Raw genomic sequence first — 25,993 nt, forward strand, 5'->3', positions numbered from 1 at the left:
TTATGCCCAGACTGCCGACCGTGCTTTTTTTGCTGTCGCTGATGACCTGGACCGCAACGGCTGGCGCGCTGACTCTGACCGACGAAGAACGTAGCTGGCTTGCGGCCCACCCGGACTTGCGCCTGGGTGTCGATGCGTCCTGGCCGCCCTTTGAGTTTCGTGACGATCAGGGCCGTTACCAGGGACTTGCAGCAGACTATATCGACCTGATTCGCCAGCGATTGGCGGTCAAACTCACGCCCATCGAACCCGTCAGTTGGTCGGTCGTGCTGGAGCAGGCCAAACAAGGCAAGCTGGACCTGCTGCCTGGCATCATGTCGACTCCAGAACGACAGGCTTATCTGTCGTTTACCCGCCCCTATCTGGACTTCCCGATTGTCATCCTGGCCCATGTCGGCGGCCCTCAACCGCGCAAGCTACAGGACCTTTACGGACTGAAAATCGCGGTTGTGGAAAATTATGCGCCCCATGAACTGCTGCGCACCCACCATCCCGACCTGAATCTGGTGGCCATGCCCAACGTCAGTTCGGCCTTGCAGGCGCTGGCAACAGATGAAGTGGATGCTGTGGTGGGTGATCTGGCTTCCAGCGTCTGGAGTTTGCGCCAGCTCAAGCTGGATGGGTTGTATGTCAGCGGCGAAACCCCCTATCGCTATCAGTTGGCCATGGGCGTGCCGCGAGACAACAAAATGCTGGTCAGCATCCTGGATAAAGTCCTGGCGGACATGACTCCGGCCGAAATCAGCACAATCCAGGAACAATGGGTCGGCAACGTCCTCGATCACCGGACTTTCTGGTCCGATCTGCTGGTCTATGGCCTTCCAGGATTGCTGCTGCTGATCGCTGTGCTGGCAGCAGTGATCCGCATCAACCGCCGGCTGAGCTCAGAAATTGCCCGCCGAGTCGATCTGGAGCAGGAACTGCGCAGTAGCGAATACCATTACCGCGGGCTGGTAGAAAGCCTTTCGGCCATCGCCTGGGAAGCGCGGATTAGCGACTTCACTTACAGCTACGTATCACCCCACGCCGAGGATCTGCTCGGTTACCCCCTGTCCCACTGGCTGATTCCAGGCTTCTGGCGCAACATCATTCACCCGGCCGACCTCACCCGCGCGCAGAGTTTCTGCGATCACGAAGTGCTGGCCGGGCGTGATCACAGCCTGGATTATCGGGTCATCACCGCTGATGGGCGCTGTTTGTGGGTCCGCGATATCGTCAGCCTGATCGAACACGGTCATGAACCGGTGATGCGCGGGCTGATGATCGATATCAGCGAAACCAAGCGCACCGAAGAAGCACTTCGTCTGTCGGAACAGAAATTTGCTTCGGTATTCCAGCAATGCCCGGACATTCTGGTCATTGCTCGCCTCTCCGACGGTTGCCTGCTGGAGGTCAACGAAGCATTCGAAGAACAGATCGGCCTCAAGGCCGAGGACGTTATCGGCCAGACCGCCACCGACCTCAACATCTGGGGCATTCCCGGCGTGGGACCCGGCTTGTTGCAGCGTTTGCAGGCCGGCAGCATCCGCAACCTCGAGATGCCCTTTCGCCGCAGCAATGGCCAGGTGTTCACCGGCCTGATCTCGGCCGAACCCTTCGACCTCGATACAACCCCGGCGCTGGTGGTGGTCGTACGCGACATCACCCAACTCAAGGAAACCCAACAGCAACTGCAAACCTCCGAAGAGAAATTCGCCAAAGCCTTCCACGCCTCCCCGGATGGCTTGCTGCTGTCACGGCAGAGTGATGGCTTGCTGTTGGAAGTCAACGAAGGATTCAGCCGCATCACCGGTTTCAACAGTGCGATGTCCGTGGATCGCTCGGCTCTGGATCTAGGGATCTGGGTCAACCTCAACGAACGCAAACAGATGCTCGACCTGTTGCACCGCGATGGATTCGTCCGCGACTTCAGTTGCCATATCCGCCGCAGCGATGGGCAGATCCGCCTGTGCGAGGTGTCCAGTCGTCCGCTACCGATCGGCGACGAGGACTGCATGCTGACCATCGCCCGGGATATCACTGAGCGGCACCTGATGCAGGAAAAACTGCAACAGGCTGCCACGGTGTTCGAAAGCACCGCCGAAGGCGTATTGATCACCGACACCCAGCAGCACATCAGCGCCGTCAACCGCGCATTTACCGAGATCACCGGGTACAGCGAAAGCGAAGCATTGGGCCATACCCCGCGCTTGCTTGCCTCGGGCCTGCATGACAGCGCGTTCTACGCCGCCATGTGGCATCAATTGACCGCCGAAGGGCACTGGCAAGGCGAGATCTCCAACCGGCGCAAAAATGGCGAGCTTTACCCGAGCTGGCTGACCATCAGCGCAGTGCGTAACCGGGACAAATTCATCACCCACTTCGTGGCGGTGTTCGCCGACATTTCCAGCCTCAAACACGCCCAGGCCAAACTCGACTACCAGGCTCACCACGACCCACTGACCGGCCTGCCCAACCGCACGCTGTTCGAAAGTCGCTTGCAGACCGCACTCAATACCCAGAGAGAAGTCGGTGGCCAGGGCGCAGTGCTGTTCCTCGATCTGGACCGGTTCAAACACATCAACGACAGCCTCGGCCACCCGGTCGGCGACCTGTTGCTCAAGGGCATTGCCGTGCGCCTCAAGGAGCAGTTGCGCGACATCGACACCGTGGCACGCCTGGGCGGCGACGAGTTCATCATCCTGCTGCCCGGTCTGCAGCAACCCAGCGATGCCGACAACATCGCTACCAAGCTGCTCAACTGCTTCACCGCACCGTTCCAGGCTGGAGAGCATGAGTTCTTCATCAGTTCCAGCATCGGCACCAGCCTTTATCCGCAGGATGGTTGCGATGTGGCCACGCTGATCAAGAACGCCGATGCGGCGATGTACCGCTCCAAAGCCAAGGGCCGTAACCGGGTCGAAAGCTATACCTGCGACCTCACCGCGCAAGCCAGTGAACGCATAGCACTGGAGCATGAACTGCGACGCGCCATCGAGCGCAATGAACTCTACCTGTGCTACCAACCGAAGATCAGCCTCGACGACTATCGCCTGGTCGGTGCCGAGGCACTGATTCGCTGGCGTCACCCGACCTTTGGCGACGTACCGCCGGAGCACTTCATTTCCCTGGCCGAAGAAAACGGCATGATCCTGCAGATCGGCGACTGGGTACTGGAGACCGCCTGCCGGCAATTGCACGAGTGGAACAAAACCTACGTAGGTCTCGGCCCGCTATCGGTCAACCTCGCGGGCGCACAACTGCGTCAACCGAACCTGCTCGGGCGCATCGAACAGTTGCTCAAGGACTACCGCCTCAAACCCGGGCTCCTGCAACTGGAAATTACTGAAAACTTCATCATGAGCCAGGCGGAAGAAGCGCTGGCGGTTCTGCATCAACTCAAGCAGCTGGGCGTGCAGCTGGCGATCGACGACTTCGGCACGGGCTACTCGTCTTTGAGCTACCTCAAGCGCCTGCCACTGGACATTCTCAAGATCGACCAGTCGTTCGTTCGCGGATTGCCGGATGATCCACACGACGCCGCCATCGTGCGCGCCATCATCGCGCTCGGCCGCAGCATGCAATTCACCGTGATTGCCGAAGGCGTCGAAACCCAGGCCCAGCAACAATTTCTGGCCTTCGAGGGTTGTGAGCAGATCCAGGGCTACATCGTCAGCCTGCCCTTGCCCCCCGACGAATTCGCCGCGACGTTTCTTCGTACAGCCGTATTGGATTTTTCGGATAGCACAGCCGCGAAACCGTCGCTATAATCCGCGACCTACTGGGGCCTATAGCTCAGTTGGTTAGAGCAGAGGACTCATAATCCTTTGGTCCACGGTTCAAGTCCGTGTGGGCCCACCAGATTCTCCATAAACATCAAGGGGTTACCTGCGATGTCGCAACAACCGAAAGCGTGCAAGGTACGGGAAAAGGTACGTCCTCCCGTTCGACGAGCTAGGCCCATCCGGGCCTTGGGAGTTACGCCATGCACGTCACCTACGTCAAGATCCAGCGCCAGACGGGAACCCGCTACAAAGCGATAATCCGCGACGGCGACAAGCTGATCAGCACCAAAACCTTCATCCTCAAGAAAGACGCCTCGACCTGGGCCAACGATCTGCTGCGCGATCACCAGCGCCTTGAAGCACTCGGTAATCCGAAAGCCAAGATCACCCTCGAAAAACTGGCCGAGCTGTACACGGAAGCGTGGACGGGCCGCGATATCTCGCGCAAAGGTCGCGTCCAGGCACTGGCCGATGCGCACGGCAAAGTACGTCTACTCGACATCACCGAAAGCATGATCAAGGCTGACCTCAAGACTTACGCCAAAGGTCGAGCACCGGCCACGGTGAATAGGCGCAAAGCGGCTTGGTCGGCGCTGTTCAAGTTCGCCGTCGACGAGGAATACGTCAGCGTCAACCCGGCAAAAGGCATCGCCAGCCGTGGAGAAAACAACCAGCGGATTCGCTTCCTCGACGACAATGAGCGCAAGGCATTGCTCATTGCCTGCGATAAATCAGAGTGGTCGTTGCTCAAGCTGTTGGTCACCTTGGCAATGACCACCGGTGCGCGCCTGGGCGAATTGCAGTCGTTGCGCTGGGAAGGTATCGACCTGAAGAAACGCACGGCCACGCTTGCTATCACGAAGAACGGCGACCCTCGGGTGCTGGTGTTCCCAGCGCCTGCGATTGCCGCGCTGATGCTGCACAGGAAGTCCAAGGGGCTGGTGTTCGGTCGCGCTGATGGCGAGAAACCGCTGTGCTTCCGCAAGCACTGGAACAAAGCGCTTAAGGAAGCCGGTCTAGTCGCGTTCAGGTTTCACGACCTGCGGCATGATGCAGCCACCAGCTTGATCAACGCCGACACCGACCTTTATACCGTGGGTCAGATCCTCGGCCATCGCAGCCAGCAATCGACGGCACGCTACGCCCACCTCAGCATCAAGACCAAGCAAGCCGCAGCCGATAAGGCGATGGCTGAGGTCTTCAGGAGGCTGACAGAATGATCGACCTTCGCGAACGGGCCAAGGACTGGGATGTAGATCCTGATCCGCTGATCCAGGCAGTCGAATCCGCCATGAAGGGCAGGCGCTACCGGGAGAGGCAGAAGCCCCTGATCGCCAGTGCCGAACCTGCCAAGTGTACACGCCAGCTTGGGCAGGCCTACAAGGCCATTGCAGCGCTGCCGCTGCGGGCAAGGGCACACCTGCACTGGGAGCTGGCCGAACGCATCACCTACGGTCGTGGGCTCGATCCTGAGCAGGTTCGGCGGCTGATGCAGGACACCAATCTGGTGGACATGGTACTCGACGCCTTGAGCGAGCCTATCGACCCGGAGGAACCAGATCGGGAGCTTCAGTGGCTGGTTCAGGCTTGGAAGCGTGCGGGCGGTGAAGTGCAGGTTGACGACCGCTACGACGAAGACCTGATCGAATTCCTGACTATCACCTACCAGCACTTGGGCGAAACCCTGACCCATGATGCCATCCGCCGTCGCTTGGATCGTATCCGGCGCGACCCCCTCGATTCTGATGGGTGAGCGCCGGGTCAGGAAATCGACCCGCATAAAATGGAGGCTCCAGAACACTCTGCGGAGCCTCGACAATGAGCACTGCAACTAAACCTATCGTCTCCCGCGCTCAGCTGCTTGAAGAAGTACCCGGCCTCAAGCCGCGCACGCTTGCCTATCTGCTCCGCAACCGTGACGCGAACGGTCTAGCCGAAACCGGCGCTGTCCTGCGCCCTGGCAAGGAATTCATCTTTGACCTTGAAGCGTTTGTTGATTACTTGCGCTCTTGCCGGGGGTGAGTAATGGCCAGCACCGAAGAAGTGAACAGCGACGAATGTGAATTCCATCCTCTCGCTGACCTGTTTCCGATGATGGCACGCAAGTTTCCAGTAACGAAGGAAGCCTGCAAACAGATGGAGCGGCAACTCAAGGAAATCTATAAAGACGAGGTGAACAATAATGACTAATTTTCTAAAAACCACGAATGGTCAGACTTACATCAATGTTGCTTTTATCGAGCACGTCGAGGTTAGAGGTGACATTGCTTACGTCTACTCGACTGAAAGGCGCCCATATAGCGAAAAGTGTGTGGCTTACGAAGTGGACGTCCATGTTTGGCAGCGCTATTACGAGGCACATCAATAAAAAAATGACCCCGCAGGCCGTCATACGGGGTCATTCATTTAAACAAGCCGGACCAAGGCTTTCAACTTCAGCGCCGCCACTAGGAGAAACTAGGAGCAGCACAATTATGGCCCAAGATATAGAGGCAGTAAACACCATCCAAGTTTCACTCGGCGCGAGCAAATTTGATAACTGCCCCGTGCAGTGCGAAGCCGCCAGCTTTGACGAATTCACCGATGACATATTAGTTGGGCGCGGCACGATCAAGGGTAAAACCTTCATCTGCGCGCCGATGGCTGAGGGGTATCACAGCAAGCCAGAGAAGTATCCTGGGAAAGCGGCATGGCGGCAGAAACATCTTGCCGAGCCGCGCTGCTACTTGCCTCTCGACTGCGACGGCTTCGACAGTCTGGAAACCTACTCCATGCTGCTGGGGTATCTGAAGCGCTATCAGGGCTTCGCTTACACCACGGCCAGCAGCATGCCCGAGGCGCCCCGCTGCCGGGTGGTTCTGGCGCAAACCAGGGTGACTGACCGGCAAGAAGGCATAGCGGCATGTGAGGCCGTCCAGGCGTTAATCGAGCATGAGCTTGGTGTTGGCGCGGTGAAGTTTGATCAATCGGTCTACCGGGGCGAGCAGCCTTTGTACACACCCTTGGAAGGTGCAGAAACGTTTCGCTTCACTGGTCAGCCGGTGAATGTTGACGCCATGCTGATGCTGGTGCCCGCACCTCAGTCCAAAGGCAAAAACGGCAATCACTCCAGACTTGAGCAGGTAAAAAGCGACGATAAAATTCTACAAGCCATGATCAAACTGGGGATGGTGCGCAGTACTGAGGATGGGGAGAGGTTCATGATCGAGTGCCCGTTCGCCCATGAGCACAGCATGGACGGCGGCGATAAGGAAACCATGTATTGCCTGGCAAACACCCACGGGCACCCCTACGCGGCTTTCAGTTGCTTCCATGGTCATTGTACCGAGCGCACCCAAGTGGAATTCAATGGGGCGGTGCTAGCGCGGTACACGAAGGAAACCGGCAAGCCCACCCCATCCATGCCGAAATTTGGATGCGCGGTTTCGCCTGCGCAATCACCGACGACCTTCCCTTCACCCTTTCCCGGCGTCATGGCCGATGCCGTCACCGCGATCATGGCGGGCGCCAACAAACCTCAGATTGAAATGACCACGCTGGCGGTAACAGTCGCCATGGCTGCCGGGTGTGGCTACTACTATGCCCTGCCAAACGATAGCGGTTTAAACCTGTATGGTTGCGCGGTAGCCGAGTCAGGGGGTGGTAAGGACATTCCCACCATGGAAGCTATGGGTTTGGCAAACCGCGCCGGTGCTGATGTCAGGGGGCGGATGACTTCGGGGGGTAGCCTGGAGGATCTGCTAAAGGACTATGGCGGCTTGCTTATGTGTGTAGGCGAAGTGGCGCATTTTTTTGCCAACATGACCGGGCGCAACGCCAATCCGAACATGGTCGATTTTACAGGTGTTCTACTGGCGTTATTCACTGCATCACGAAGCATGCACCAATGTCGAAACAAGGTCGGCGCCCCCGGACGCAACGTCAAGCATCCTGCTGTTAGTTTTCTTGGTTTTGCCACTCCATTGAAATTAGGTGAGGCGCTTAATCTGGGGAATGTCGAGGATGGTTTGCTGGGGCGTTTTTTGTTTGTTGCATCTGAGAGGGATGACAAACCATGCAGAACCAAGAAAGGCGTCGAGTTACCTAATAGTGTCAAGTCCGCCATGCTGCGCATGGATATGGTGAAACTCGGGTTTCACGGTGCCCCGATTGTTATTGCTATCGACGCAGCAGGTGATAAAGCGCTGGATGCTCTGCTGGATGAATTCCACACGCTCAAGCTAAAAGCTAAATCTCCCGCAGCGAAAGTGCTCTACACCCGCAGCTATGAAAAGGCAGAGCGTATTGCCGGGGTGTTGGCCGTTTACGATAACGAAAAAGCCCCCACTATCACGACCGCGCACATCGAGTGGGCGCGGAAGGCTGTACAGGCTTCGAATGAGGCAATCTTGGCTTTCATGGATGACTACATGCACAGCGGTGAAGTCCAAAGCCACGCGGCTCAGTTACTCCGTTACCTGAAAGAAAACCAATTTACCCCGACGCGCACGTCGGAAGCCGAGGCACTCAAAGCAGGATGGGTGCCACGTTCTGTTTTATTAAGATTGGCCAAAAAGATGGATGCCAAGCAACTGCGCGCTGCTTTGGATTACCTACTGGAGTTGCTGACGATTGAGGCTACCCCATCAGATGCGACCCTCGCGTGTGTCAGGTTGCCTCTGTGACGGCGTTACCGCGTTCCGGGGGTGTTCCGGGGGTGTTCCGGGAACGCGCAAAGGCCCGTAATAGAGCTTCTATATACATAAATATATATATGTTCCCGTAGGTGGATGCACATTGAAAAAACAACTTCTTTTTGGTTATTTTAATTAAAAAGGGGCGCTTTTCTTGTTTCTCTATAGACCCCCCGGAACAGGGGGTAAAAATCCTCAACCAGCCCTTGCCCCGTAAGGGTTTCAGCGTTAGCGGAACAGGTGGGAACAGGCGGTAACATGGGAACAGCCCTTTTCAGAGGTTCTGTGAAATGAAGTCAAAATTGGTGGTACCACGTAATCAGGCGCGAGAAATGGTCCCTGGCCCTGATCTGGATCGAATGCTGAATTCCGGTAGTTATCTGCTGGCGACGGTGCCGAATAAACCTACAGCGCATTGCATTGCGCAAAAGGAATATATGCAACGTCGTCTTGATGCTGGGTTTAAGAAGCTTCAGGTTTTATTACCAGAGCCTATTTTTAATAAATTGCGCGAAAGATGCCGTGATGGTGAAAGCATGGCGGAATTGCTGGAGCGGCTTTTATCAGCTTCTGACAATGACCAAATATCTACAGTGGGCGCGCACAACTAGAAAATCCCAGCAGGAAATGCAAAGCACACTTGCCGTTTTTCAAACCGCCGTTTGGCAGCTTGAAAACACCATAAACGGATAGTGAATCCGCGTGTCATGCCCAGCTGGTGCGGCGCTCAAGACCGCGAGGTACGTTTTTGAGGTACGTCAGGGTGCGGAATCTGGTATCTGACCGCACTGTGGGACATGCAGACCATGAGGCTGGATGTTGCATCACCTGACATTGAGATCGTCGCTCTGGCGCGATCCTGGGAGGTCGAGATGTGGAAAACGAGGTTTCTGACAAGGCCGCTGCACACGATCATCGATAGTTGGTTTGAGTATCGAGATTCCCCATGGCAGCCGAAGGGCCGTAAAGTCTTCAATGGAATAAGGGTTAGATCAGTTAGAGGTTTCAGGTTATGAGCATGATTGAGTTGCGCGCCCTGATCGACAGGGTCTGTGATGAGGGTGACATGGAAGCACTGGACGCCGTTGTGGAACTGGTTGACCACCTGATAGAGCAGGAACTGGCAGCCGCACCATCGGGGCAATCTGAAGGGGTATTTGGTGATGGGAACCACGATTGAATCCAGCTTGCCCTACGTTGCCGAGATTGCCGGGTTATCGCTTGAGACTCAAAGCTTCCTGTACGACAGGGATGACGAACTTAAACGTCGGCAGGCTGTGGATGATGCTAAAGCGGCTACCATGCGCGCGTTCCGCACAGCCTGGATCGAGGCGCATATCGAAGACGTGATCCGTTGCACCAAGAAGTCTGCGTTTGAGGGTAAACCCCGGTGTAGATGGACCTCAATCCTGATGCGCTATTATGATCGGCGCGGTATTAAGGCCCCTGATATTGAGACGGTGCGTCGAGTCGTTAAAGAATTTAACGGATTCTAACGAACAACCCGCACCCGTAAAACCTAAGCAGGCGCATGCTCAAGTTGCATACAACTTCGGAGCATCCAATCATGCGCGACACACCCAGCACAGAAACCGCACCGACACCCGAACTTCCACCCTTTAAGATTAAGCCGCTGATGCGTAGCGCCGTGGCATTCCACGAATCCCGAAACATGGATTGGTCGGCAGTTATTGAACGCGGCATAACTAAGGAAATGGTTGTTCTATCAGGATTGTGGAGCGTTGTTTCAGATCAATTCCATGCATTCGACCGCATCAACTGCATCTGGGCTGACCGTAGCGCATATGCGGAACTGCTGGTCCTTGATGCTGGACGCGGATATGCGAATGTGATTCTGCTTAGTTTCCACCCACTTCCCGCCCTCCTTGTAAGCGAAGCCGGTCTGCCGCCTGGGTTTGATATTTTTTATGCGGGACCGGTCGAGAATGGCGCAGGAGGATACTGTATAAAAAGGCTTTGTGATGGGGTACTGATGTCAAAGGGCCACCACAATCGCAATGACGCCTTGTCCGCGCTTCTCGAAAGCGCCACGTTAAGATGAACACCGAGCAGCAACTCATTTTACTGGCCCACATCCAGTTCACGGCACGGCACTTTATAGCCCTACGCTGCCCGCTCGATAAATTGATCGAACTGGTACGCTACAGCATCGGTGAAGCGGCACCGGCACCTGACCAAGTTCGCAATTTCTTATTAAAAGAGTCAACGCAAAAGACACTTGAGTTGGGATGGGAAGTGGCGATGTGGCAGTCAGCAGACCGTAGCAAGTCATGGCGCCTTATCTCACTCGCTACTACGTCCGACCCCGAAGTCGCAAAACGCTTGTTAGCCCGCCGTCCGCCTTCATCGGATTGCTGTGCATATTGCTGGCAGGACGAAAGAGGCGTTCTTGATGCGCTGAAGCCTGAATTGGACATTTATGGCAAACCGGTGGAAAGCTTATATTTGCATCGCCCGTGCACCAGGCCGTGGAAGTTAATGCGAGACCTTGTCGCCCGCGCTGGGACAACTAAACGTGAGTCGCTGCTGTGAACACGCTTAAGGAAATCCTGCTCCACGCGGTGAACAACTCACGCCATGCCCAGTATATCCGCCTTAATATCTTGAGGAATAAAATAATGTCCGTATCGCAAAAAATTATTACATCCCTGTTTGCCATTGCGAACAATGAGCGCTTCGGCTTTTATGTGGCAGAAGAATGTCGGTTAATCGAGAAGATTGTCGAAGTTGCAGACCTGCCGTTCGATGAAGATACCTACCGCCAGGTAAAGGCTAAGTTGCCGACCCTGTTGCCAGCGCTGAAAGAAATTGGCGTCGAAATCACTCATCCACGTATGGGTTATTACACCGTTTGGGCACCGGGGGTGAAACGTGGCTAATGACCTGGAACTTTATAATAGCGGCGGTGAACTCCAGCCTTACGATCCTGGAATGCCCGTGCTGGCGCCCTTATCACCAGCGCCCGACACCTGGGGCCGCACCGAAATAGATGCGCCGACCCCACGGCAACATCAGTCAGGCCCAACCTTGTTTGGCGCGGCACTTCCGGCTGGTGCCACGCCTCAGCATGCACAGATTGTACTGGCCGAACTTGGCGGACTCTTTTTAAGTGACTTCACTAAGTTGAACTACCCGTCACATTTAATCCAGTCCGCTATTTCATTTTTTATGGAAAACGCGACAAAGCCAGCGCGGCAGGTTACACCGCGCCATCGGTTTACCTTACCTAGCGAACTTAATAACGACTGGCTGGCGCAGTTGTTCGCTAATCACCTGCAAGCCCTCGGTGGCACGCAGCAGCAGAAACAACAGTTTTTAAATGCTTCGCTCCAGTGGCTGGACAAGCTCAATAAACGTTTAAGCTCCCAACAACTTGGCGCAGGCCAGGGTAAGCCAGCACAGGGAAGTGCATCCCCTAGTAATTCCAATGGCATGAGCGATGCCGAATACAATGCCCTGTACGACTATAATGAAAAAATGAAGCCGCGCACCGAGGGTATTCTTCGGGATAAATGGGGTCACGCTTACCAAGCCAATCTGCGTATGGTGGATAACTACCTGCAATCCTTAAGCGAGGCAGAGAAACGACACTTTGACACCTTCCTGAACAACGGCCTCCACGCCTTGAACGACCCTACCGTAATTCTCGGGTTATATGGTCAGGCAATCGGGGTCAACAATATACCTCGTGGCGGTGCAGAACTGGCTAATGAAATAAACTTGATGCATGACGCCATGAAGAATAACCGTAAACAATGGCTGGCGGATGAAAGGATGCAGAGCCGATATAGGGAACTCATTCGCATTAGGGATGGTGGCTAATATGCACATTAAAAAATTACGGAAAGTTGACGCCAAAATGGCAAAAGAAAAGCGCCGTCTGGAAAAACGGCAAAAGGCTCGTAAACAGAGGAACTAAACCATGGCTTACTCAAGTACAAATCCTGTTAGGAAAATATTGGACCTGGGCTTCGCTTCCGCTGGCAGCCTGTGGACCTATGAATCAACTCATGTCCACAGTGTCGTCGAAGGTGCCAACTTCTTTACTGGCGCCGGAGTCGGCAGCCATGGCAGTAATGCCGCGGGCATGAAAGTTGGCGACCTGGTTGCCGCTGTTTGTGTCGCAACATCAGGCACCAGTGCGGTTACCTGGCATAGGGTATCTTCACTTTCAACCAGCACCGGATGGGGCAGTTTAATTCATGCCAGCATCTCCGCCGCGAGTTCCTGATCATGTCTGCTAAATTGCGGTTACTTGAAAGGAAAATGGCACGACAGGAACAGGCGCAAGCCCCGGCGCCCGAAGGTCATGGCCTGGGTGCTGCCATTGAGAAAATCATCGCGGATGAAGTCGAAAGGCGTGTGGCTGAAGCCATGCAAGAGCGGAAACCGATACGGCAGATGTTCAACGCACCGAAGCCTTACACCGACTTCGAACAACTCCCCCCTGTGGCCAAAACCCGGCCACCTAAAAACATAGGCGTACAGGTGTTCCGCGACGGTGCTGGCCTGATGCGCTGGCTCACGGTGGGCGACGTCAAATTTGAAATCCAGCGCGACGGTGCCGACCGAATTGTCGGCATGCGCCAGGTGGACGAATCGCCGGTGCTGCCAGCGCTCGATATCGCTGTTAAAACCGAAGCCCGATACAATCCCGGTGTACCGCGCAAACTCTACGGCAACACTCCGGAGGTGTAACCCATGGCAGCCACCCTCTGGTTCACCCCCCACGGCGATCAATACGCCGAAGTACACGCGCTGGTGCAGGCGCTGACCGACTGGCTCGCCCATCAGCCACAACAGGCACCGAAGACCTTGAAAGTGATTTTCACCGAGTTCGAGGACGGCTCACTGTCCGCGATCACCACGGAGCCGTTGGTGAGGTTGGTGACATGACTGCCCGGATCGGCGCGCCGAAGACTGGTGGACGTCGGAAAGGCTCGCTGGATAAAGGCGAGCGCCAGCTGGTCACGGCTGAGATGGCCGCTGACATCATGACCGTTTACCGAAAACTGGGTGGCGTTCGGTGGCTGCTCAAGTTCGCCCAGGACAACCCTGCTGAATTTCTACGGCAAGGCTTGTCTCGTTTGATGCCAGCGCCACAAAAGGATGACCCGGACGTGGTGAACAACACCCAGATCAACGTCGGCAACATGTCTGATATCCAGATCGCCGCCAGGGTCGCGTTCGCCCTTAGCAAAGGTCTACATGCGCAGAAGGCCGAACGTGTGCTAACCGATGAAACCGTCGAGCCGGTGACACCACAGGAGGCGTGCGACTGGCGGAATCCCATCGGTGAAGTGCCACCGAGCATGACACCGGTGGATGATCCGCAGCGTCGGCAGTGGGCTAGTGAGTTACCGTTGTCACCACAGGAAAAAGCCGATCAAGCTCTTATCAGGCAGACGCGAGACGCCTCTCTGACGACGTATGCGGGCAGCGGCTCTGAGCATGGCGGTGGAAATTCCCGCTCGCGCCAACCCCAGGTACAAACCAAACGCACCGTCAGTCAGATCCGCCGCGACCAATTGCTGTGATAACCTCGCTACTTCCAGCGGCGAACGTCGGGGACAGTCCGTCGCTGTCGCCGTTGGAACTGTAAAAAAGCCCGGAATTAACCGGGCTTTTTTCGTTACAGGGTCAGCTCGCGATTCCGTTCAAGGTCGACCAGCACCAGGGCACCGACATCTTGCATCAGGTGAGGGTCGAACAGGTCGTCTCCCCGGTCGTCGATCATGGCAAAGGCGATATTCCCAGCATGTGCGAGCATCAACAGGCTGTCGCCATCCGGCAACGGGATCAGGGCGTACACGTCGCTGTGGGAGCTTTCAAGAAGGGCTTGGCGAATTTCTTGGCGGGCTTGTGCATCGAGGATCATGGCGGTGACTCCATTTTTAGCAGGAATTTATGGAGCGCCCCTGCAAGTCTGGATAAATCGGCGCATGTTTGAGTGTAGCTCACAGGAGAAAATGCGAATGTTATTCCAAAAAGTACTAAGCCCTTTTGTCTGCTATTTAGTAATCAAATTTGAGTATCAGGTGACATAGTTGCTAAGCTTCCAGTGCCACTACGCAACGCAGTGGCACCTACTACCAATGAGGTGCACCGTGCATCCCCTACATTTGCAAGGCAAAGACAAGCGTGAAGTCATGGTCGGTATCGATCTTGAACGGATGCATGCTGCCCGGCAAACACCGTCGTATGAGCTGCCGCGCGGCCTGTCTTTAGAGGAAATGCGCGAACACATTCTCGCAGTCGCCAAAAAAGCGAAGCAGGGTTAGCCTTTAGCAAGGATGCGAGATTGACGTACTCGGTTCACTACAATACTAAATTCGCCATCGAATTTGCCAATTACCCGGCTCCACAACAGATTGCTGTGCTGACTTTCGCTCAGAAATTCCAACAACACGGCCTTGGTGATTTTACCCGCTTTGAGGGAAAGATTGCGCCGTCGTGGTCGAGTCTTTCGTCCACGGACCCAGTGTATATCTACACCGTAAAAAATAGCCTCTGGCATTACCACATAGGCATCCCTGCCTATAAGACTGTGCATGGCAAATACAAAACCAGCGATGTCGTCCTTCACTTTGAGTGGCCTGGCCGAGGCTCGAAAATCCATTTAGTCGACACCTACGATCATTTGCGCGCAGACGGCACCTTCTACATCCCACCGCCCGAATATCTAAAAAAGGATTGACCGCAAAAGGCACCTCTCACGAGGTACGTCGTGAGGTACGTAACGTACCTCTAACCAAGTGCATTGCAACTCCACGCAACTACGACTAACCTTTGATTTAGCACGCTTTGCGCGTAGTTGCGTGGCGTTCTGGTGACCATTTTCAGGACTCATAATCCTTTGGTCCACGGTTCAAGTCCGTGTGGGCCCACCAAACAAGAAAGCCGCGCAATGCGCGGCTTTTTCGTGTCTGACTGCTCAGTTGGCAAAGTTCTCGATCTTTACCTGTCCCTCGGGAAAGGTCGCGATGATTTCCAGTTCACCGCCCATGGCGCGGATATAGTTGCGCAGCGTGCTGATGTACATGTCGGTGCGTCGCTCCATTTTGGAGATCGCCGCCTGGTTGACATGTAATGTCTTGGCGAGTGTGTCCTGGCTCAACGCCTGAGCCTGGCGCAACTCATGCAGTGGCATTTCTGCTCGTAGCTTCTGGTGCAGAGCGGCGACGCGCGCTTGAGACTCAGGAGAGCGCCGTGCCACCAGATCAGCAAATTTTTTAGCCATTGTCATTGCCCTCTTTTTTCAATGTTTCCAAGTGCTCGTCGTATAGACGCTCAGCCAGCGGTACATGCTCCAGATACCAACGATCCTGTCCGGTTTTGTCACCCCCGATCAGCAGGATCGCGCAGCGTCGCGGATCAAAGGCATACAGAACACGGTAAGGCCTGCCAGCGTGTTGCACCCTCAACTCACGGAGGTTGCCATGCCGTGAGCCCTTGATATCGCTGGTGTAAGGAAATCCCAAGTGCGGCCCCTCATCACCCAGCATCATAACCGTGGCCTGGACCGAGTCCTGCTCAGCGTCGTTGAGGCGATTCCACCAGGCTTCAAACTCATCGGTATATTCAACGTCCCACTTCATACAAATATGCCACCAAAGGAATATAACCTCAAAGGAATAAATGTATGACTCCTGCAGACGTCCGACCACCCTGCTTCCCGCGGCAATTGTTAATGATGATTTCCGATAGTTCGGAGAGCGACAGCCCGGACCTCATGCGTTTGGTTCAGCCGCACAAGCCCTACGACGCCTTGTAAAATCGCTCGCCGCGTTTAGTTTTGTTTACTTAATGTCGCGCAATATCGGATGACGTCGTAGGCAAACTCCGAATCTTGCTTTTGGGCACTTTGCCGCCTTGTTGCGCTTTCTTCGACGGGATAGTCTCCGGACGTCGCTGCCAATCAGCGATCGGGCTTGGAAACCCGTCGAAATTAGCGCAACAGTTTGCCCATCAAGTTATGGCGGCTGTGCGTGGGACGTCTTCGGGCGTGCCGGTTTCCTAATTTCCCGGTTTTCCAACCTGCGCATAGCTGCCACCCATTCGCTTGGAAACGAATGTGACAGCACCTCAAATTAGGAGCTGCACCATGACGAAAACAAATCCGCCTGAACCCTCAGAGTTAAAAACCGTCGGCTTCACCCCCTTCCTGTATCTCTCTGACCAGCCTTTGTTCCACGTCTGCCGCGACGTCCCCATCACCGATGCCCTGGCCCAAGCCTCTGACCTGCTGTTCCTCGCCAAATCCCTGACCGTGGATGCCGCCTACGCCCAGAACTCCGACCGGCACGCCTGGGCCGCGCACTATCTGACGACGATGAGCAAAGCGGTGATTGATGATGTGGTGAAGGTGCTGACGCGTCGACCGATCAGTTGAAGAACCTGTAGGAGCGAGCTTGGTTCGGGCGGCGTTCCGACGAAAAAACCCGAGGACACCGCGGGGCATCTGGTTTTACGCGTTTTCGTTCACGACCTTCGCGAGCGAGCTCGCTCCTACAGAGGTTCCAACTGCTCAAGCATTTCCCGCGTCAACACGACCTCATAGGTGTCCGCCGGCCTGCCCCACTGTTCGACCAGGGCCATGCGCTCTACCAATGCCTCTCCGAGCTCGGTAATGGTGCCTGCCAACGCTTCGACGATCTCTTGAGTGCGCAACCACAGATGGTCGTTGATCGCCTTCAGCTCGGCCGTGATGCTGTCGCACGCCGCCGGATCGGTATCGGGATAGGTGATGTTGCGCAGTAACTGCCGCAATTCCCTGATTTTTGCGTCATCCCGTTCCGCGCCGAATGCACCATTGAGGATGGCGACCGCTTGCGACTTATCAACCCGTTTCGCGCGCATATGTGCCGAAGGCAATGTCTGCGCCATGGCGCCCGCGAAGAGGATCATCATCCGGGCTTCCAGGTATTCCTTCATGGCGTCCATTGACGAAATGGGTCGCACCAGGCTGATGGAGGCGCCCCCTTTGTGCCTCAGGTCCATGGTCACTGTGAGGGTCACGCCTCCTGTTTCAAACCCCAACGCCCGGGCCACGACATAGTGGCCCATTTCGTGATGGGCGATCTGCAAGGCATGTTCGCGCACTGCTGCCGGCATCTTCTTCATTGCCATCGCGTCGGCTCTCCCGTTCGACTACGCGTGACTGTAGCTTCGCTGAAGTTTCACACAGAAAAAAGCCGCGCAATCGCGCGGCTTTTTCATACCTGCCTCTCAGCCCTTAATTGGGCAAAGCGTAGGCAATCACATAGTCCCCGCGATCCGTCGATTGACGCGCACCGCCCACTGTCAGCAGGATGTACTGCTTGCCGGTTTTCGGCGATACGTAGGTCATCGGCCCGGACTGGCTGCCCACCGGCAAACGCGACTTCCAGATTTCGTTGCCGTTGCCGGTATCGAAGGCGCGCAGGTAGAAGTCCTGGGTGCCGGCGAAGAACAGCAGGCCGGACTGGGTGGCCAGGGAGGCGCCGAGGGTCGGCATGCCGATCGGGATCGGCAGGTGCATGCGGATGCCCAGCGGGCCGGTGTCCTGTACCGTGCCGACCGGGACTTGCCACATCAGTTTGTGGGTCTTGAGGTCGATGGCGGACATGGTGCCGAACGGTGGTTTCTGGCACGGAATGCCGACCGCCGAGAGGAAGCGCTCGCGCATGGCGCCGAACGGCGTGCCTTCCTGCGGCACCACGCCCATTTCGATACCGCTGGCACCGGCACCGATCTTGTCGCGCGGGATCATGTAGTTGGCCAGGCCCAGGCGCATGTCGTTGACGAACATGTAATTCGTGTTCGGATCAACCGAGACGCTGCCCCAGTTCATGCCCCCCAGAGAGCCCGGGAATTGCAAGGCGCGGTCCATGCCCGGCGGGGTGTAGACGCCTTCGTGACGCATGCCCTTGAACTGGATGCGGCACATTAACTGGTCGAATGGCGTGGCGCCCCACATGTCGGCTTCAGTCAGGGTTTTATTGCCGATTGACGGCATGTCCACCGAGAACGGCTGGGTTGGCGCGTAACGTTCGCCGGGCACATGGCCTTGCGGCACCGGACGCTCTTCGACGCGGGCGATGGGCACGCCGGTTTCGCGGTTGAGCAGGAAAATCTCACCTTGCTTGGTGACTTGCGCCAAGGCCGGCTGCATGCCGCCCTTGTCGTCCGGCACGTCGTACAGCAGCGGTTGGGCTGGCAGGTCGAAGTCCCACAGGTCGTGGTGAGTGGTCTGGAAGTGCCAGCGCACCTGACCGGTCTTCACATCGAGGGCGACGATGGACGAACTCCATTTGTCATCGAACTCGGTGCGCTGTCCGCCGAAGAAGTCCGGTGTGGCGTTGCCGGTCGGCAAGTAGACCAGACCGAGTTTGGCGTCGTAGGACATGGCCGACCATACGTTCGGTGTACCACGGGTATACGTCTCGCCCGCCGGAGGGCGTTTGGTGGTGTTCGGGTTGCCCGGATCCCACGCCCACACCAGTTCACCACTACGCACGTCATAGGCGCGCACCACACCTGGCGGTTCGCCAATGGAGTAGTTATCGGCCACGCGGCCACCGACGACCACCACATCCCCTGCGACCAGTGGGGTGGAGGTTTGCTGGTAGTAACCGGGCTTCACTTCGCCCATGTCGGTGGTCAGATCGACGGTGCCTTGGTTGCCGAACTCTTCACACGGTTTGCCGGTTTCGGCATTGATGGCGATCAGGCGCGCATCGCCGGTCGGCAGAAACAGACGTTTCGTACAGGCTGCGGGCTGATTGTCCGAAGATGCCGGGGTTTCGGAATAACCCAGGCCGCGGCAACGCTGCCAATTAGGCGCGGTGCCTTGCGGGTCGAACTTCCAGCGCTGGGCGCCGGTGTCGGCGTCCAGGGCAAAGACTTTGCCGTAGGCAGTGCAGGTGTAGACCGTGTCGCCGATTTGCAGCGGGGTGTTCTGGTCTTCGGCGCCGGCGCCGGTGCTTTGCGGGATGTCGCCGGTACGAAAGGTCCAGGCCACCTGCAGCTTGTCGATATTGCCCTTGTTGATCTGGTCCAGCGCGGCAAAGCGATTGCCGGCCGTGGTGTTGCCCCAGTGCGCCCAGTCTTTCTGCTCATTGCCCGGTGCAACCGGCGTTACCGTGGGTTCAGTGGCGGCCGTGACCACGTGGGTTGGCACGAACATGTAGGCCATCGTTGCGACGACACCGACGCCCAGAATGCCTGCAAGACCGTAGGCGCCACGGCCCGCCGTCGCGCCGGAAGCGCGGACCAGTGTCGGGTAGATCAATGCGACGACCAGACCGATCACGGCGAACGTCAGCACACGCGAAACCAGCGGCCAGTATTCAAAACCGGCATCCCATACCCCCCAGATCGCCGTCAGAATGAGTGCCAGGCCATACAGCCAGGCGCCCTGTGGTTTGCGGCGGGCGATCATCAGCCCGGAAACCAGCATCGCCAAGCCCATCAGCAGGAAATACCAACTGCCGCCCAACACGATCAGATAACCACCGCCGCCGACCAGGCCGAGCCCGATCAGTGCGATCAGGACACCCAGCCCCGCCAGCAACCCTTTGCTGCCGGCGGCAGCCCCAGAAGTATTCATGTCGGAAATTTTCCCCATTTGTGACAAGGGGCGGAATAATGTACTACCTAGTTACTTATGACAATTTGTCGCAGTCAAAAATGGCACGAACGGTCGTGAAGCCAGATCACACATCCGTTGCGCGGGATGTGCCTGTAACATACTCATCCACCGATCCATACCGCTGGAGATGCCCCATTGCCTGACACTCGCCCGCCCGTTCTTGACGAAATCGACCGCCAGTTGATTGCCGCCCTGCAGATCAATGCCCGCGAAAGCGTGGCCATGCTCGCCCGGCAACTGGGCATCGCCCGCACCACGGTGACTTCACGCCTGGCGCGACTGGAAAAGGCCAAAGTGATCACCGGTTACGGCGTGCGTCTTGGCCAGCGAGTGGTGGATGGTGGATTGCAGGCGTACGTGGGGATCACGGTGCAGCCGCGCTCCGGGAAGGAAGTGCTGCGCCGGCTCAGTGCCATGGCCCAGGTGCAACAGCTGTGTGCCGTGAGTGGCGAATTTGATTATGTGGCGTGGTTGCGTACCGATTCGCCGGAGCAACTGGATCAGTTGCTGGATCAGATTGGCAGTGTGGATGGGGTGGAGAAGACGACGACTTCGATCATCTTGAGCAGCAAGATTGATCGGGGGCAGCCGGTTTGAGCTTTCAGTCTTGAATGGGTGGTGTCTGGGCTGGCGCTTTCGCGAGCAGGCTCGCTCCCACAAGGGTCAGTATTGTCAATTCGATTCATACCTTCGTCATATCGATATATTATTTAGCAAAACGACGACACTTTGCGTCTTATTAACGTGTTCCACGCTCTCTAGAATGGCTGCCATCTTTTCCTATACTCAGACGCGCACTCCCCGTCGGGTCGCCAGCAAGGTCAGCCATGAACAAGAACAATCGCCATCCTGCAGACGGTAAAAAACCAGTCACCATTTTTGGTCCGGACTTTCCTTTCGCCTTCGACGACTGGATCGAGCACCCGGCCGGCCTGGGCAGCATTCCCGAGCACAATCACGGTGCCGAAGTGGCGATTGTCGGCGCCGGTATCGCTGGGCTGGTGGCCGCATACGAACTGATGAAGCTCGGCCTCAAGCCGGTGGTCTATGAAGCTTCGAAGCTGGGCGGTCGTCTTCGCTCCCAAGCGTTCAACGGCACCGATGGCATCGTCGCCGAGTTGGGCGGCATGCGTTTTCCGGTGTCGTCCACCGCGTTCTATCACTATGTCGACAAGCTGGGTCTTGAGACTAAACCTTTCCCCAACCCGCTGACGCCAGCCTCCGGCAGCACCGTCATCGATCTGGAAGGTAAAACCCATTACGCGCAGAAACTGGCGGATCTTCCTGCATTGTTCCAGGAAGTGGCTGACGCCTGGGCCGACGCCCTGGAAGCCGGCTCGCAGTTCTCCGATATCCAGCAAGCGATCCGCGACCGCGACGTACCGCGCCTCAAAGAGTTGTGGAACACCCTCGTGCCACTGTGGGACGACCGCACCTTCTACGACTTCGTCGCCACCTCCAAAGCCTTCGCCAAATTGTCGTTCCATCACCGCGAAGTGTTCGGCCAGGTCGGTTTCGGCACCGGTGGCTGGGACTCCGACTTCCCCAATTCGATGCTGGAAATTTTCCGCGTGGTGATGACCAACTGCGACGATCACCAGCACCTGGTGGTCGGTGGCGTGGAACAAGTCCCGCAAGGCATCTGGCGCCATGCGCCGGAACGTTGCGTACACTGGCCACAAGGCACCAGCCTCAAGTCGTTGCACAGCGGCGCTCCACGCTCCGGCGTGAAAAAAATCGCCCACGCGCCGGGTGGCCGCTTTGCGGTCACCGACAACAACGGCGATACCCGCGAATACGCCGCGGTGCTGACCACTTGCCAGAGCTGGCTGCTGACCACCCAGATCGAATGCGAAGAAACCCTGTTCTCGCAAAAGATGTGGATGGCCCTGGACCGTACCCGCTACATGCAGTCGTCGAAAACCTTCGTGATGGTCGACCGCCCGTTCTGGAAGGACAAGGATCCGGAAACCGGCCGTGACCTGATGAGCATGACCCTCACCGATCGCCTGACCCGTGGCACTTACCTGTTCGATAACGGCGACGACAAGCCTGGGGTGATTTGCCTGTCGTATTCGTGGATGAGCGATGCGTTGAAAATGCTCCCGCACCCGGTGGAAAAACGCGTGAAACTGGCGCTGGATGCGTTGAAGAAGATCTACCCGAAAGTCGACATCGCCGCTCGGATCATCGGCGATCCGATCACCGTTTCATGGGAAGCCGACCCGCATTTCCTCGGTGCCTTCAAAGGCGCCTTGCCTGGTCACTACCGCTACAACCAGCGCATGTACGCGCACTTCATGCAGGACGAGATGCCTGCGGAACAACGCGGGATATTCATTGCCGGCGACGACGTTTCGTGGACGCCCGCCTGGGTCGAAGGCGCGGTGCAAACATCGCTCAACGCAGTGTGGGGCATCATGAAACATTTCGGCGGAGCCACACATAAAGAGAACCCGGGCCCGGGTGATGTGTTCAAAGACATAGGCCCTATCGCCCTTCCCGAGTAAGAGGAATCCCCGATGCGTGTAGCCCTTTACCAATGTCCACCGCTGCCTCTGGATGTCGCCGGCAACCTGCAACGTCTGCAGCAGCTGGCGCAGGAAGCCAAAGGTGCCGATTTGCTGGTGCTGCCGGAGATGTTCCTGACCGGTTACAACATCGGCGTCGATGCCGTCAGTGTGTTGGCGGAGGTACACAATGGTGAGTCGGCACAGCAAGTTGCGCGCATCGCCCGAACCGCCGGGATCGCCATTTTGTATGGCTATCCCGAACGCACCGAGGACGGCCAGATCTACAACGCCGTGCAGTTGATCGACGCCCAGGGCGAGCGCGTCTGCAACTACCGCAAGACCCACCTGTTCGGTGATCTTGACCGTTCGATGTTCAGCCCCGGCAGCGACGAATTCCCCGTGGTTGAACTCAACGGCTGGAAACTCGGCTTCCTGATTTGCTACGACCTGGAGTTTCCGGAGAATGCCCGACGCCTGGCCCTCGAGGGCGCCGAGCTGATTCTGGCACCGACGGCCAACATGATTCCCTTTGATTTCGTCGCTGACGTCACCGTCCGCTCCCGCGCCTTCGAAAACCAGTGCTACGTGGCCTACGCCAACTACTGCGGACACGAAGGCGATATCCACTATTGCGGCCAGAGCAGCATCGCCGCGCCGGATGGCAGTCGCATCGCCCAGGCCGGCCTCGATGAAGCCTTGATTGTCGGCGAGCTGGATCGTCAATTGATGGTCGATTCCCGCGCCGCCAATCGCTACCTCATCGATCGCCGTCCCGAGCTTTACGGCGCGCTTAACAAGCGCTGATCCGCTAGCATTGGCACTTCACTGTTCCGGAAGTGCCCATGCCTGCGCTGAATCTCCCTCGCCCCCACACTGAAACCCTGGCCAACGGTCTGCGGGTAACGCTGCGTCATGTGCCCGATCTGAAACGCGCCGCTGCTGCGTTGCGGGTCGCCGTCGGCAGTCATGATGTTCCGTTGGCGTGGCCTGGCCTGGCGCACTTTCTGGAGCATCTGCTGTTTTTGGGGACCCAACGTTTTCCTGCGGACCAAGGGCTGATGGCCTACGTCCAGGGTCATGGCGGGCAGGTGAATGCACGCACCTGCGAGCGCACTACCGATTACTTTTTCGAATTACCGCCTCAGGCTTTCAGCGGCGGGCTGGAGCGTCTGTCAGACATGCTCGCCCATCCGCGTATGAATGTGGATGATCAGCAGCGGGAACGGGAAGTTCTGCAGGCGGAGTTTGTTGCCTGGTCCCAGGATGCGACGGCTCAACAGCAGTTTTCGCTGTTCGATGGACTTTCTGAAATTCATCCTCTGCGGGGTTTTCACGCTGGCAATCGCGACAGCCTGCCGGTTGCGCAACCTGAGTTTCAGCAAGCGCTGAAGGATTTCTATCAACGGTTTTATCAGGCCGGGCAGATGACGTTGAGCCTGGCGGGTCCTCAACCGCTCGAAGAACTGAAAACGCTGGCCCAAGTGTTCGCCGATGCCATTCCCGAGGGCAAAAGAGCTCCGCAACAAGCACCTGCACCGCTGATGAATGCTACGAACAGAAGTTATCAACAGATGAACCAACGGCGCCTGGACCTGCTGTTTACGTTTGAAGCGCTGCCCGAATCATCCCCTGAAGCCCTGGCGTTCCTGTGCCATTGGCTGAATGTAGCGAAACCCGGTGGGCTGCTGGCTGAACTGCAACTACGCGGGCTGGCCCAACAGTTGAAAGCAGCCCCGCTGTATCAATTCGCCGGGCAAGCCCTGCTGCACATCGAACTCACGCTGAACAGCAATGCGCAGCCAACTGCGATCCGCGAACAGCTATTGGATTGGCTGGGCTTTTTCGCTCGGCAAGACTGGAGTGAGTTGCGCAACGAATACTCCGTTCTGCTCCAGCGCCAGCAGCAAATCAGCGGCGCCTTGCAACTGGCGCGACTGGACAGCGAACAGCGTGAAGCCGGGTTATCCGAAAACGGCGTGAAGGCGCTCAAGGAAATCCTCCGACAAATCGGTGCTGTGGATAACTTCACCGGCCAATGGCAACTGCCGGCGCCCAACCCGTTTTTGCGCTGCGAAACGCCAACGCCCAACGCCGGATTGATTCGCGGACAGACCAGCGCCCACCGTGGCCTGCGCACGTTTGCCCAGGATCGCTCGCGCAGTCGCCGCGAGCGTTCGCCAATGCAATTCAGCCAGGCGTTGCCGGATAACAGTGCTGAAGGTGCGCTGTATCTGCGTTGGCGCCTGGACGCGGCACCTTGCAGCAGTCTCCAGTCCCGCCTGGAAAACAACTTGCAACCGTTGCGCGAAGAAGCCCGGCAGGCGGGCGTGGATTTTTCGTTCAGCGCATCGGGCAATGAATGGCTGCTGAAGATGACCGGACTCCAGGAGCCGATGCCCACTGTCCTGGAACATGTGCTGAAAACGCTGGCAAACCCTGATGAGGTTTTCCCACAGGACGAACCGACGACCGTTGCGTTGATGCCGATTCGGCAACTGCTCAAGGCATTGCCCGCTCAATGCCTTGAGCCCACCGCGGAATCGGATGACTTGCAGCAACTCTGGTCGACTGCCCGCTGGGACGGTCTGGCGATGGGCTTCGGCGCCCAGACCCAAGCGGCAATGGGCTTGTCACTGAGCCGCATACCCGGCACACCGGACAACCAACTGACACCTCCGCCAACGATTCGCTCGCAACACCTCTGGAACCAGATCGACACCGGCTCCAGCGAACACGCGGTATTGCTGTTTTGCCCGACTGCATCCACGGACATCGCCGACGACGCAGCGTGGCGATTGCTCGCTCACCTCACGCAGACGCCTTTCTACCAGCGCCTGCGCGTGGAGTTGCAGCTCGGCTACGCGGTGTTCAGCGCACTGCGTCAGATGCACGGACAAACCGGGCTGCTGTTCGGCGTGCAATCACCCAACGTCGCACCGTCGGATCTATTGCAACACATCGAGCAGTTCCTCAATGAGTTGCCAAAAATGATCCATGGCATCGATGACGCCAGTTTCGTCACTCTTCGCCAAGCGCTTGTCGATCAATTCTGCGCTGACGCATTACCCAACGCCCAAGCCGCCGATCTGCTTTGGCAGGGCAAGCTGGCCAACCGCTCGTCGGAATATTTGGTTCAACTCTCCGACGCGATTCTTGTGTTGGATCAACCTGCGCTCATCGCCGCCACACGACGCCTGATTCAAGCCGAAGGCGGTTGGCGTTGCCTGTCCAGCGGGCCGCGTCCTGGCTCGCCTTGGCAAGTGGCAAAATGATCATTACCGAGGCTGCAATTAACTTTCTCGAACATTTGCAGCCAATTCCATTGAAATTTTAAGTAACATAGCTGCCTAACTATCTGACACCTCTTGCCGGAGGTGGACTATATGTATA

At 57.0% G+C, this 25,993-nt stretch carries 29 protein-coding genes and 1 tRNA gene; 24 read left to right on the forward strand and 6 right to left on the reverse strand.

Annotated elements, in window-relative coordinates:
- The first annotated feature begins 2 nt into the window (after positions 1-2).
- The 18 genes from CKW21_RS21160 (at position 3) to CKW21_RS21235 (ending at position 13,995) form a co-directional block, all read left to right on the forward strand.
- Positions 3-3,749, forward strand: coding sequence for a bifunctional diguanylate cyclase/phosphodiesterase (locus CKW21_RS21160; RefSeq protein WP_095195861.1), 3,747 nt, complete (start codon positions 3-5; stop codon positions 3,747-3,749).
- Between the two features lie 14 nt (positions 3,750-3,763).
- Positions 3,764-3,840: transfer RNA gene (locus tag CKW21_RS21165), tRNA-Ile, on the forward strand.
- A 124-nt stretch (positions 3,841-3,964) separates the two neighbouring features.
- Positions 3,965-4,984 (forward strand): site-specific integrase, encoded by a 1,020-nt coding sequence (locus CKW21_RS21170; RefSeq protein ID WP_095195862.1) that lies wholly within the window; start codon positions 3,965-3,967, stop codon positions 4,982-4,984.
- Positions 4,981-5,517 (forward strand): hypothetical protein, encoded by a 537-nt coding sequence (locus CKW21_RS21175; RefSeq protein WP_095195863.1) that lies wholly within the window; start codon positions 4,981-4,983, stop codon positions 5,515-5,517. The genes CKW21_RS21170 and CKW21_RS21175 overlap by 4 nt, the downstream gene beginning before the upstream one ends.
- Positions 5,518-5,582: 65 nt before the next feature.
- The gene (locus CKW21_RS21180) at positions 5,583-5,786 is read left to right on the forward strand and encodes a hypothetical protein (protein WP_095195864.1); all 204 of its coding nucleotides are present in this window, start codon (positions 5,583-5,585) and stop codon (positions 5,784-5,786) included.
- Positions 5,787-5,789: 3 nt separating this feature from the next.
- Positions 5,790-5,954, forward strand: a complete 165-nt coding sequence (locus CKW21_RS31535) for a hypothetical protein (protein WP_170948701.1) — start codon at positions 5,790-5,792, stop codon at positions 5,952-5,954.
- 284 nt (positions 5,955-6,238) lie between these two features.
- The gene (locus CKW21_RS21185; RefSeq protein ID WP_170948702.1) at positions 6,239-8,428 is read left to right on the forward strand and encodes a DUF3987 domain-containing protein; all 2,190 of its coding nucleotides are present in this window, start codon (positions 6,239-6,241) and stop codon (positions 8,426-8,428) included.
- A gap of 299 nt (positions 8,429-8,727) precedes the next feature.
- Positions 8,728-9,048, forward strand: a complete 321-nt coding sequence (locus CKW21_RS31100) for a hypothetical protein (protein ID WP_141232995.1) — start codon at positions 8,728-8,730, stop codon at positions 9,046-9,048.
- A gap of 407 nt (positions 9,049-9,455) precedes the next feature.
- Positions 9,456-9,617, forward strand: a complete 162-nt coding sequence (locus tag CKW21_RS31540) for a hypothetical protein (protein ID WP_170948703.1) — start codon at positions 9,456-9,458, stop codon at positions 9,615-9,617.
- Positions 9,601-9,933, forward strand: coding sequence for a hypothetical protein (locus tag CKW21_RS21195; protein WP_095195867.1), 333 nt, complete (start codon positions 9,601-9,603; stop codon positions 9,931-9,933). Before CKW21_RS31540 ends, CKW21_RS21195 begins: the two co-directional genes overlap by 17 nt.
- Before the next feature lie 71 nt (positions 9,934-10,004).
- A complete protein-coding gene (locus CKW21_RS21200; RefSeq protein ID WP_141232996.1) occupies positions 10,005-10,499 on the forward strand; it encodes a hypothetical protein in 495 nt (164 codons plus the stop codon).
- Complete coding sequence (locus tag CKW21_RS21205; RefSeq protein ID WP_095195869.1) at positions 10,496-10,990, forward strand: hypothetical protein; 495 nt, start codon at positions 10,496-10,498, stop codon at positions 10,988-10,990. Before CKW21_RS21200 ends, CKW21_RS21205 begins: the two co-directional genes overlap by 4 nt.
- Positions 10,991-11,076: 86 nt before the next feature.
- Positions 11,077-11,337 carry a hypothetical protein gene (locus CKW21_RS21210; RefSeq protein WP_095195870.1) on the forward strand — a complete coding sequence of 87 codons (261 nt, stop codon included), beginning with the start codon at positions 11,077-11,079 and terminating at the stop codon, positions 11,335-11,337.
- Entirely contained in the window at positions 11,330-12,280 is a 951-nt protein-coding gene (locus tag CKW21_RS21215) for a hypothetical protein (protein WP_141232997.1), read from the forward strand. The genes CKW21_RS21210 and CKW21_RS21215 overlap by 8 nt, the downstream gene beginning before the upstream one ends.
- Before the next feature lie 100 nt (positions 12,281-12,380).
- Positions 12,381-12,689: a hypothetical protein gene (locus CKW21_RS21220; RefSeq protein WP_095195872.1), complete on the forward strand. Its 309-nt coding sequence runs from the start codon at positions 12,381-12,383 to the stop codon at positions 12,687-12,689.
- Between the two features lie 35 nt (positions 12,690-12,724).
- Positions 12,725-13,156 carry a hypothetical protein gene (locus CKW21_RS21225; protein WP_095195873.1) on the forward strand — a complete coding sequence of 144 codons (432 nt, stop codon included), beginning with the start codon at positions 12,725-12,727 and terminating at the stop codon, positions 13,154-13,156.
- Positions 13,157-13,159: 3 nt separating this feature from the next.
- Positions 13,160-13,354, forward strand: coding sequence for a hypothetical protein (locus tag CKW21_RS21230; protein WP_095195874.1), 195 nt, complete (start codon positions 13,160-13,162; stop codon positions 13,352-13,354).
- Positions 13,351-13,995 carry a hypothetical protein gene (locus tag CKW21_RS21235; protein ID WP_095195875.1) on the forward strand — a complete coding sequence of 215 codons (645 nt, stop codon included), beginning with the start codon at positions 13,351-13,353 and terminating at the stop codon, positions 13,993-13,995. The genes CKW21_RS21230 and CKW21_RS21235 overlap by 4 nt, the downstream gene beginning before the upstream one ends.
- 95 nt (positions 13,996-14,090) lie before the next feature.
- Here CKW21_RS21235 and CKW21_RS21240 read toward each other — a convergent pair whose 3' ends face one another.
- Positions 14,091-14,336 carry a hypothetical protein gene (locus tag CKW21_RS21240; RefSeq protein WP_095195876.1) on the reverse strand — a complete coding sequence of 82 codons (246 nt, stop codon included), beginning with the start codon at positions 14,334-14,336 and terminating at the stop codon, positions 14,091-14,093.
- A 229-nt stretch (positions 14,337-14,565) separates the two neighbouring features.
- Here CKW21_RS21240 and CKW21_RS31545 point away from each other — a divergent pair, with 229 nt between their 5' ends.
- On the forward strand, positions 14,566-14,739 hold the full coding sequence (locus CKW21_RS31545; protein WP_170948704.1) for a hypothetical protein: 174 nt from the start codon (positions 14,566-14,568) through the stop codon (positions 14,737-14,739).
- On the opposite strand, the gene CKW21_RS31105 is transcribed toward CKW21_RS31545, so the two are convergent.
- The 3 genes from CKW21_RS31105 to CKW21_RS21255 all read right to left on the reverse strand — a co-directional run bounded on the left by CKW21_RS31105 (position 14,736) and on the right by CKW21_RS21255 (position 16,056).
- A complete protein-coding gene (locus CKW21_RS31105) occupies positions 14,736-15,077 on the reverse strand; it encodes a hypothetical protein (RefSeq protein ID WP_141232998.1) in 342 nt (113 codons plus the stop codon). The genes CKW21_RS31545 and CKW21_RS31105 overlap by 4 nt on opposite strands.
- Before the next feature lie 315 nt (positions 15,078-15,392).
- On the reverse strand, positions 15,393-15,698 hold the full coding sequence (locus CKW21_RS21250) for an XRE family transcriptional regulator (protein ID WP_095195878.1): 306 nt from the start codon (positions 15,696-15,698) through the stop codon (positions 15,393-15,395).
- Complete coding sequence (locus CKW21_RS21255) at positions 15,691-16,056, reverse strand: type II toxin-antitoxin system RelE/ParE family toxin (RefSeq protein WP_095195879.1); 366 nt, start codon at positions 16,054-16,056, stop codon at positions 15,691-15,693. Before CKW21_RS21255 ends, CKW21_RS21250 begins: the two co-directional genes overlap by 8 nt.
- Positions 16,057-16,562: 506 nt before the next feature.
- Between CKW21_RS21255 and CKW21_RS21260 the strand changes: the two genes are divergently transcribed.
- A complete protein-coding gene (locus tag CKW21_RS21260; RefSeq protein WP_095195880.1) occupies positions 16,563-16,850 on the forward strand; it encodes a DUF3077 domain-containing protein in 288 nt (95 codons plus the stop codon).
- A 116-nt stretch (positions 16,851-16,966) separates the two neighbouring features.
- Here the strand turns inward: CKW21_RS21260 and CKW21_RS21265 are convergent, their stop codons facing one another.
- Complete coding sequence (locus CKW21_RS21265; protein WP_095196006.1) at positions 16,967-17,581, reverse strand: peptidase M41; 615 nt, start codon at positions 17,579-17,581, stop codon at positions 16,967-16,969.
- 112 nt (positions 17,582-17,693) lie between these two features.
- Positions 17,694-20,048 carry a glucose/quinate/shikimate family membrane-bound PQQ-dependent dehydrogenase gene (locus CKW21_RS21270; protein WP_095195881.1) on the reverse strand — a complete coding sequence of 785 codons (2,355 nt, stop codon included), beginning with the start codon at positions 20,046-20,048 and terminating at the stop codon, positions 17,694-17,696.
- 177 nt (positions 20,049-20,225) lie between these two features.
- Here CKW21_RS21270 and CKW21_RS21275 point away from each other — a divergent pair, with 177 nt between their 5' ends.
- The 4 genes from CKW21_RS21275 (at position 20,226) to pqqF (ending at position 25,875) form a co-directional block, all read left to right on the forward strand.
- A complete protein-coding gene (locus CKW21_RS21275) occupies positions 20,226-20,687 on the forward strand; it encodes an Lrp/AsnC family transcriptional regulator (protein WP_007980298.1) in 462 nt (153 codons plus the stop codon).
- Positions 20,688-20,917: 230 nt separating this feature from the next.
- Positions 20,918-22,600 (forward strand): NAD(P)/FAD-dependent oxidoreductase, encoded by a 1,683-nt coding sequence (locus CKW21_RS21280; protein WP_095195882.1) that lies wholly within the window; start codon positions 20,918-20,920, stop codon positions 22,598-22,600.
- Positions 22,601-22,612: 12 nt separating this feature from the next.
- A complete protein-coding gene (locus CKW21_RS21285; RefSeq protein ID WP_095195883.1) occupies positions 22,613-23,407 on the forward strand; it encodes a carbon-nitrogen hydrolase family protein in 795 nt (264 codons plus the stop codon).
- 38 nt (positions 23,408-23,445) lie between these two features.
- The gene (gene pqqF / locus CKW21_RS21290) at positions 23,446-25,875 is read left to right on the forward strand and encodes a pyrroloquinoline quinone biosynthesis protein PqqF (protein WP_095195884.1); all 2,430 of its coding nucleotides are present in this window, start codon (positions 23,446-23,448) and stop codon (positions 25,873-25,875) included.
- Positions 25,876-25,993 lie beyond the last annotated feature (118 nt).

The sequence above is a fragment of the Pseudomonas sp. Irchel 3A7 genome, from assembly GCF_900187565.1.
Classification (GTDB): domain Bacteria; phylum Pseudomonadota; class Gammaproteobacteria; order Pseudomonadales; family Pseudomonadaceae; genus Aquipseudomonas.

What these genes read in the sequence shown, in the direction of transcription:
- CKW21_RS21160 (WP_095195861.1), top strand. Translation starts at nt 3, where the DNA reads ATGCCCAGACTGCCGACCGTGCTTTTTTTGCTGTCGCTGATGACCTGG.
- CKW21_RS21170 (WP_095195862.1), top strand. Translation starts at nt 3,965, where the DNA reads ATGCACGTCACCTACGTCAAGATCCAGCGCCAGACGGGAACCCGCTAC.
- CKW21_RS21175 (WP_095195863.1), top strand. Translation starts at nt 4,981, where the DNA reads ATGATCGACCTTCGCGAACGGGCCAAGGACTGGGATGTAGATCCTGAT.
- CKW21_RS21180 (WP_095195864.1), top strand. Translation starts at nt 5,583, where the DNA reads ATGAGCACTGCAACTAAACCTATCGTCTCCCGCGCTCAGCTGCTTGAA.
- CKW21_RS31535 (WP_170948701.1), top strand. Translation starts at nt 5,790, where the DNA reads ATGGCCAGCACCGAAGAAGTGAACAGCGACGAATGTGAATTCCATCCT.
- CKW21_RS21185 (WP_170948702.1), top strand. Translation starts at nt 6,239, where the DNA reads ATGGCCCAAGATATAGAGGCAGTAAACACCATCCAAGTTTCACTCGGC.
- CKW21_RS31100 (WP_141232995.1), top strand. Translation starts at nt 8,728, where the DNA reads ATGAAGTCAAAATTGGTGGTACCACGTAATCAGGCGCGAGAAATGGTC.
- CKW21_RS31540 (WP_170948703.1), top strand. Translation starts at nt 9,456, where the DNA reads ATGATTGAGTTGCGCGCCCTGATCGACAGGGTCTGTGATGAGGGTGAC.
- CKW21_RS21195 (WP_095195867.1), top strand. Translation starts at nt 9,601, where the DNA reads ATGGGAACCACGATTGAATCCAGCTTGCCCTACGTTGCCGAGATTGCC.
- CKW21_RS21200 (WP_141232996.1), top strand. Translation starts at nt 10,005, where the DNA reads ATGCGCGACACACCCAGCACAGAAACCGCACCGACACCCGAACTTCCA.
- CKW21_RS21205 (WP_095195869.1), top strand. Translation starts at nt 10,496, where the DNA reads ATGAACACCGAGCAGCAACTCATTTTACTGGCCCACATCCAGTTCACG.
- CKW21_RS21210 (WP_095195870.1), top strand. Translation starts at nt 11,077, where the DNA reads ATGTCCGTATCGCAAAAAATTATTACATCCCTGTTTGCCATTGCGAAC.
- CKW21_RS21220 (WP_095195872.1), top strand. Translation starts at nt 12,381, where the DNA reads ATGGCTTACTCAAGTACAAATCCTGTTAGGAAAATATTGGACCTGGGC.
- CKW21_RS21225 (WP_095195873.1), top strand. Translation starts at nt 12,725, where the DNA reads ATGGCACGACAGGAACAGGCGCAAGCCCCGGCGCCCGAAGGTCATGGC.
- CKW21_RS21230 (WP_095195874.1), top strand. Translation starts at nt 13,160, where the DNA reads ATGGCAGCCACCCTCTGGTTCACCCCCCACGGCGATCAATACGCCGAA.
- CKW21_RS21235 (WP_095195875.1), top strand. Translation starts at nt 13,351, where the DNA reads ATGACTGCCCGGATCGGCGCGCCGAAGACTGGTGGACGTCGGAAAGGC.
- CKW21_RS21240 (WP_095195876.1), bottom strand. Translation starts at nt 14,336, where the DNA reads ATGATCCTCGATGCACAAGCCCGCCAAGAAATTCGCCAAGCCCTTCTT.
- CKW21_RS31105 (WP_141232998.1), bottom strand. Translation starts at nt 15,077, where the DNA reads ATGGATTTTCGAGCCTCGGCCAGGCCACTCAAAGTGAAGGACGACATC.
- CKW21_RS21250 (WP_095195878.1), bottom strand. Translation starts at nt 15,698, where the DNA reads ATGGCTAAAAAATTTGCTGATCTGGTGGCACGGCGCTCTCCTGAGTCT.
- CKW21_RS21255 (WP_095195879.1), bottom strand. Translation starts at nt 16,056, where the DNA reads ATGAAGTGGGACGTTGAATATACCGATGAGTTTGAAGCCTGGTGGAAT.
- CKW21_RS21260 (WP_095195880.1), top strand. Translation starts at nt 16,563, where the DNA reads ATGACGAAAACAAATCCGCCTGAACCCTCAGAGTTAAAAACCGTCGGC.
- CKW21_RS21265 (WP_095196006.1), bottom strand. Translation starts at nt 17,581, where the DNA reads ATGAAGAAGATGCCGGCAGCAGTGCGCGAACATGCCTTGCAGATCGCC.
- CKW21_RS21270 (WP_095195881.1), bottom strand. Translation starts at nt 20,048, where the DNA reads ATGAATACTTCTGGGGCTGCCGCCGGCAGCAAAGGGTTGCTGGCGGGG.
- CKW21_RS21280 (WP_095195882.1), top strand. Translation starts at nt 20,918, where the DNA reads ATGAACAAGAACAATCGCCATCCTGCAGACGGTAAAAAACCAGTCACC.
- CKW21_RS21285 (WP_095195883.1), top strand. Translation starts at nt 22,613, where the DNA reads ATGCGTGTAGCCCTTTACCAATGTCCACCGCTGCCTCTGGATGTCGCC.
- pqqF (WP_095195884.1), top strand. Translation starts at nt 23,446, where the DNA reads ATGCCTGCGCTGAATCTCCCTCGCCCCCACACTGAAACCCTGGCCAAC.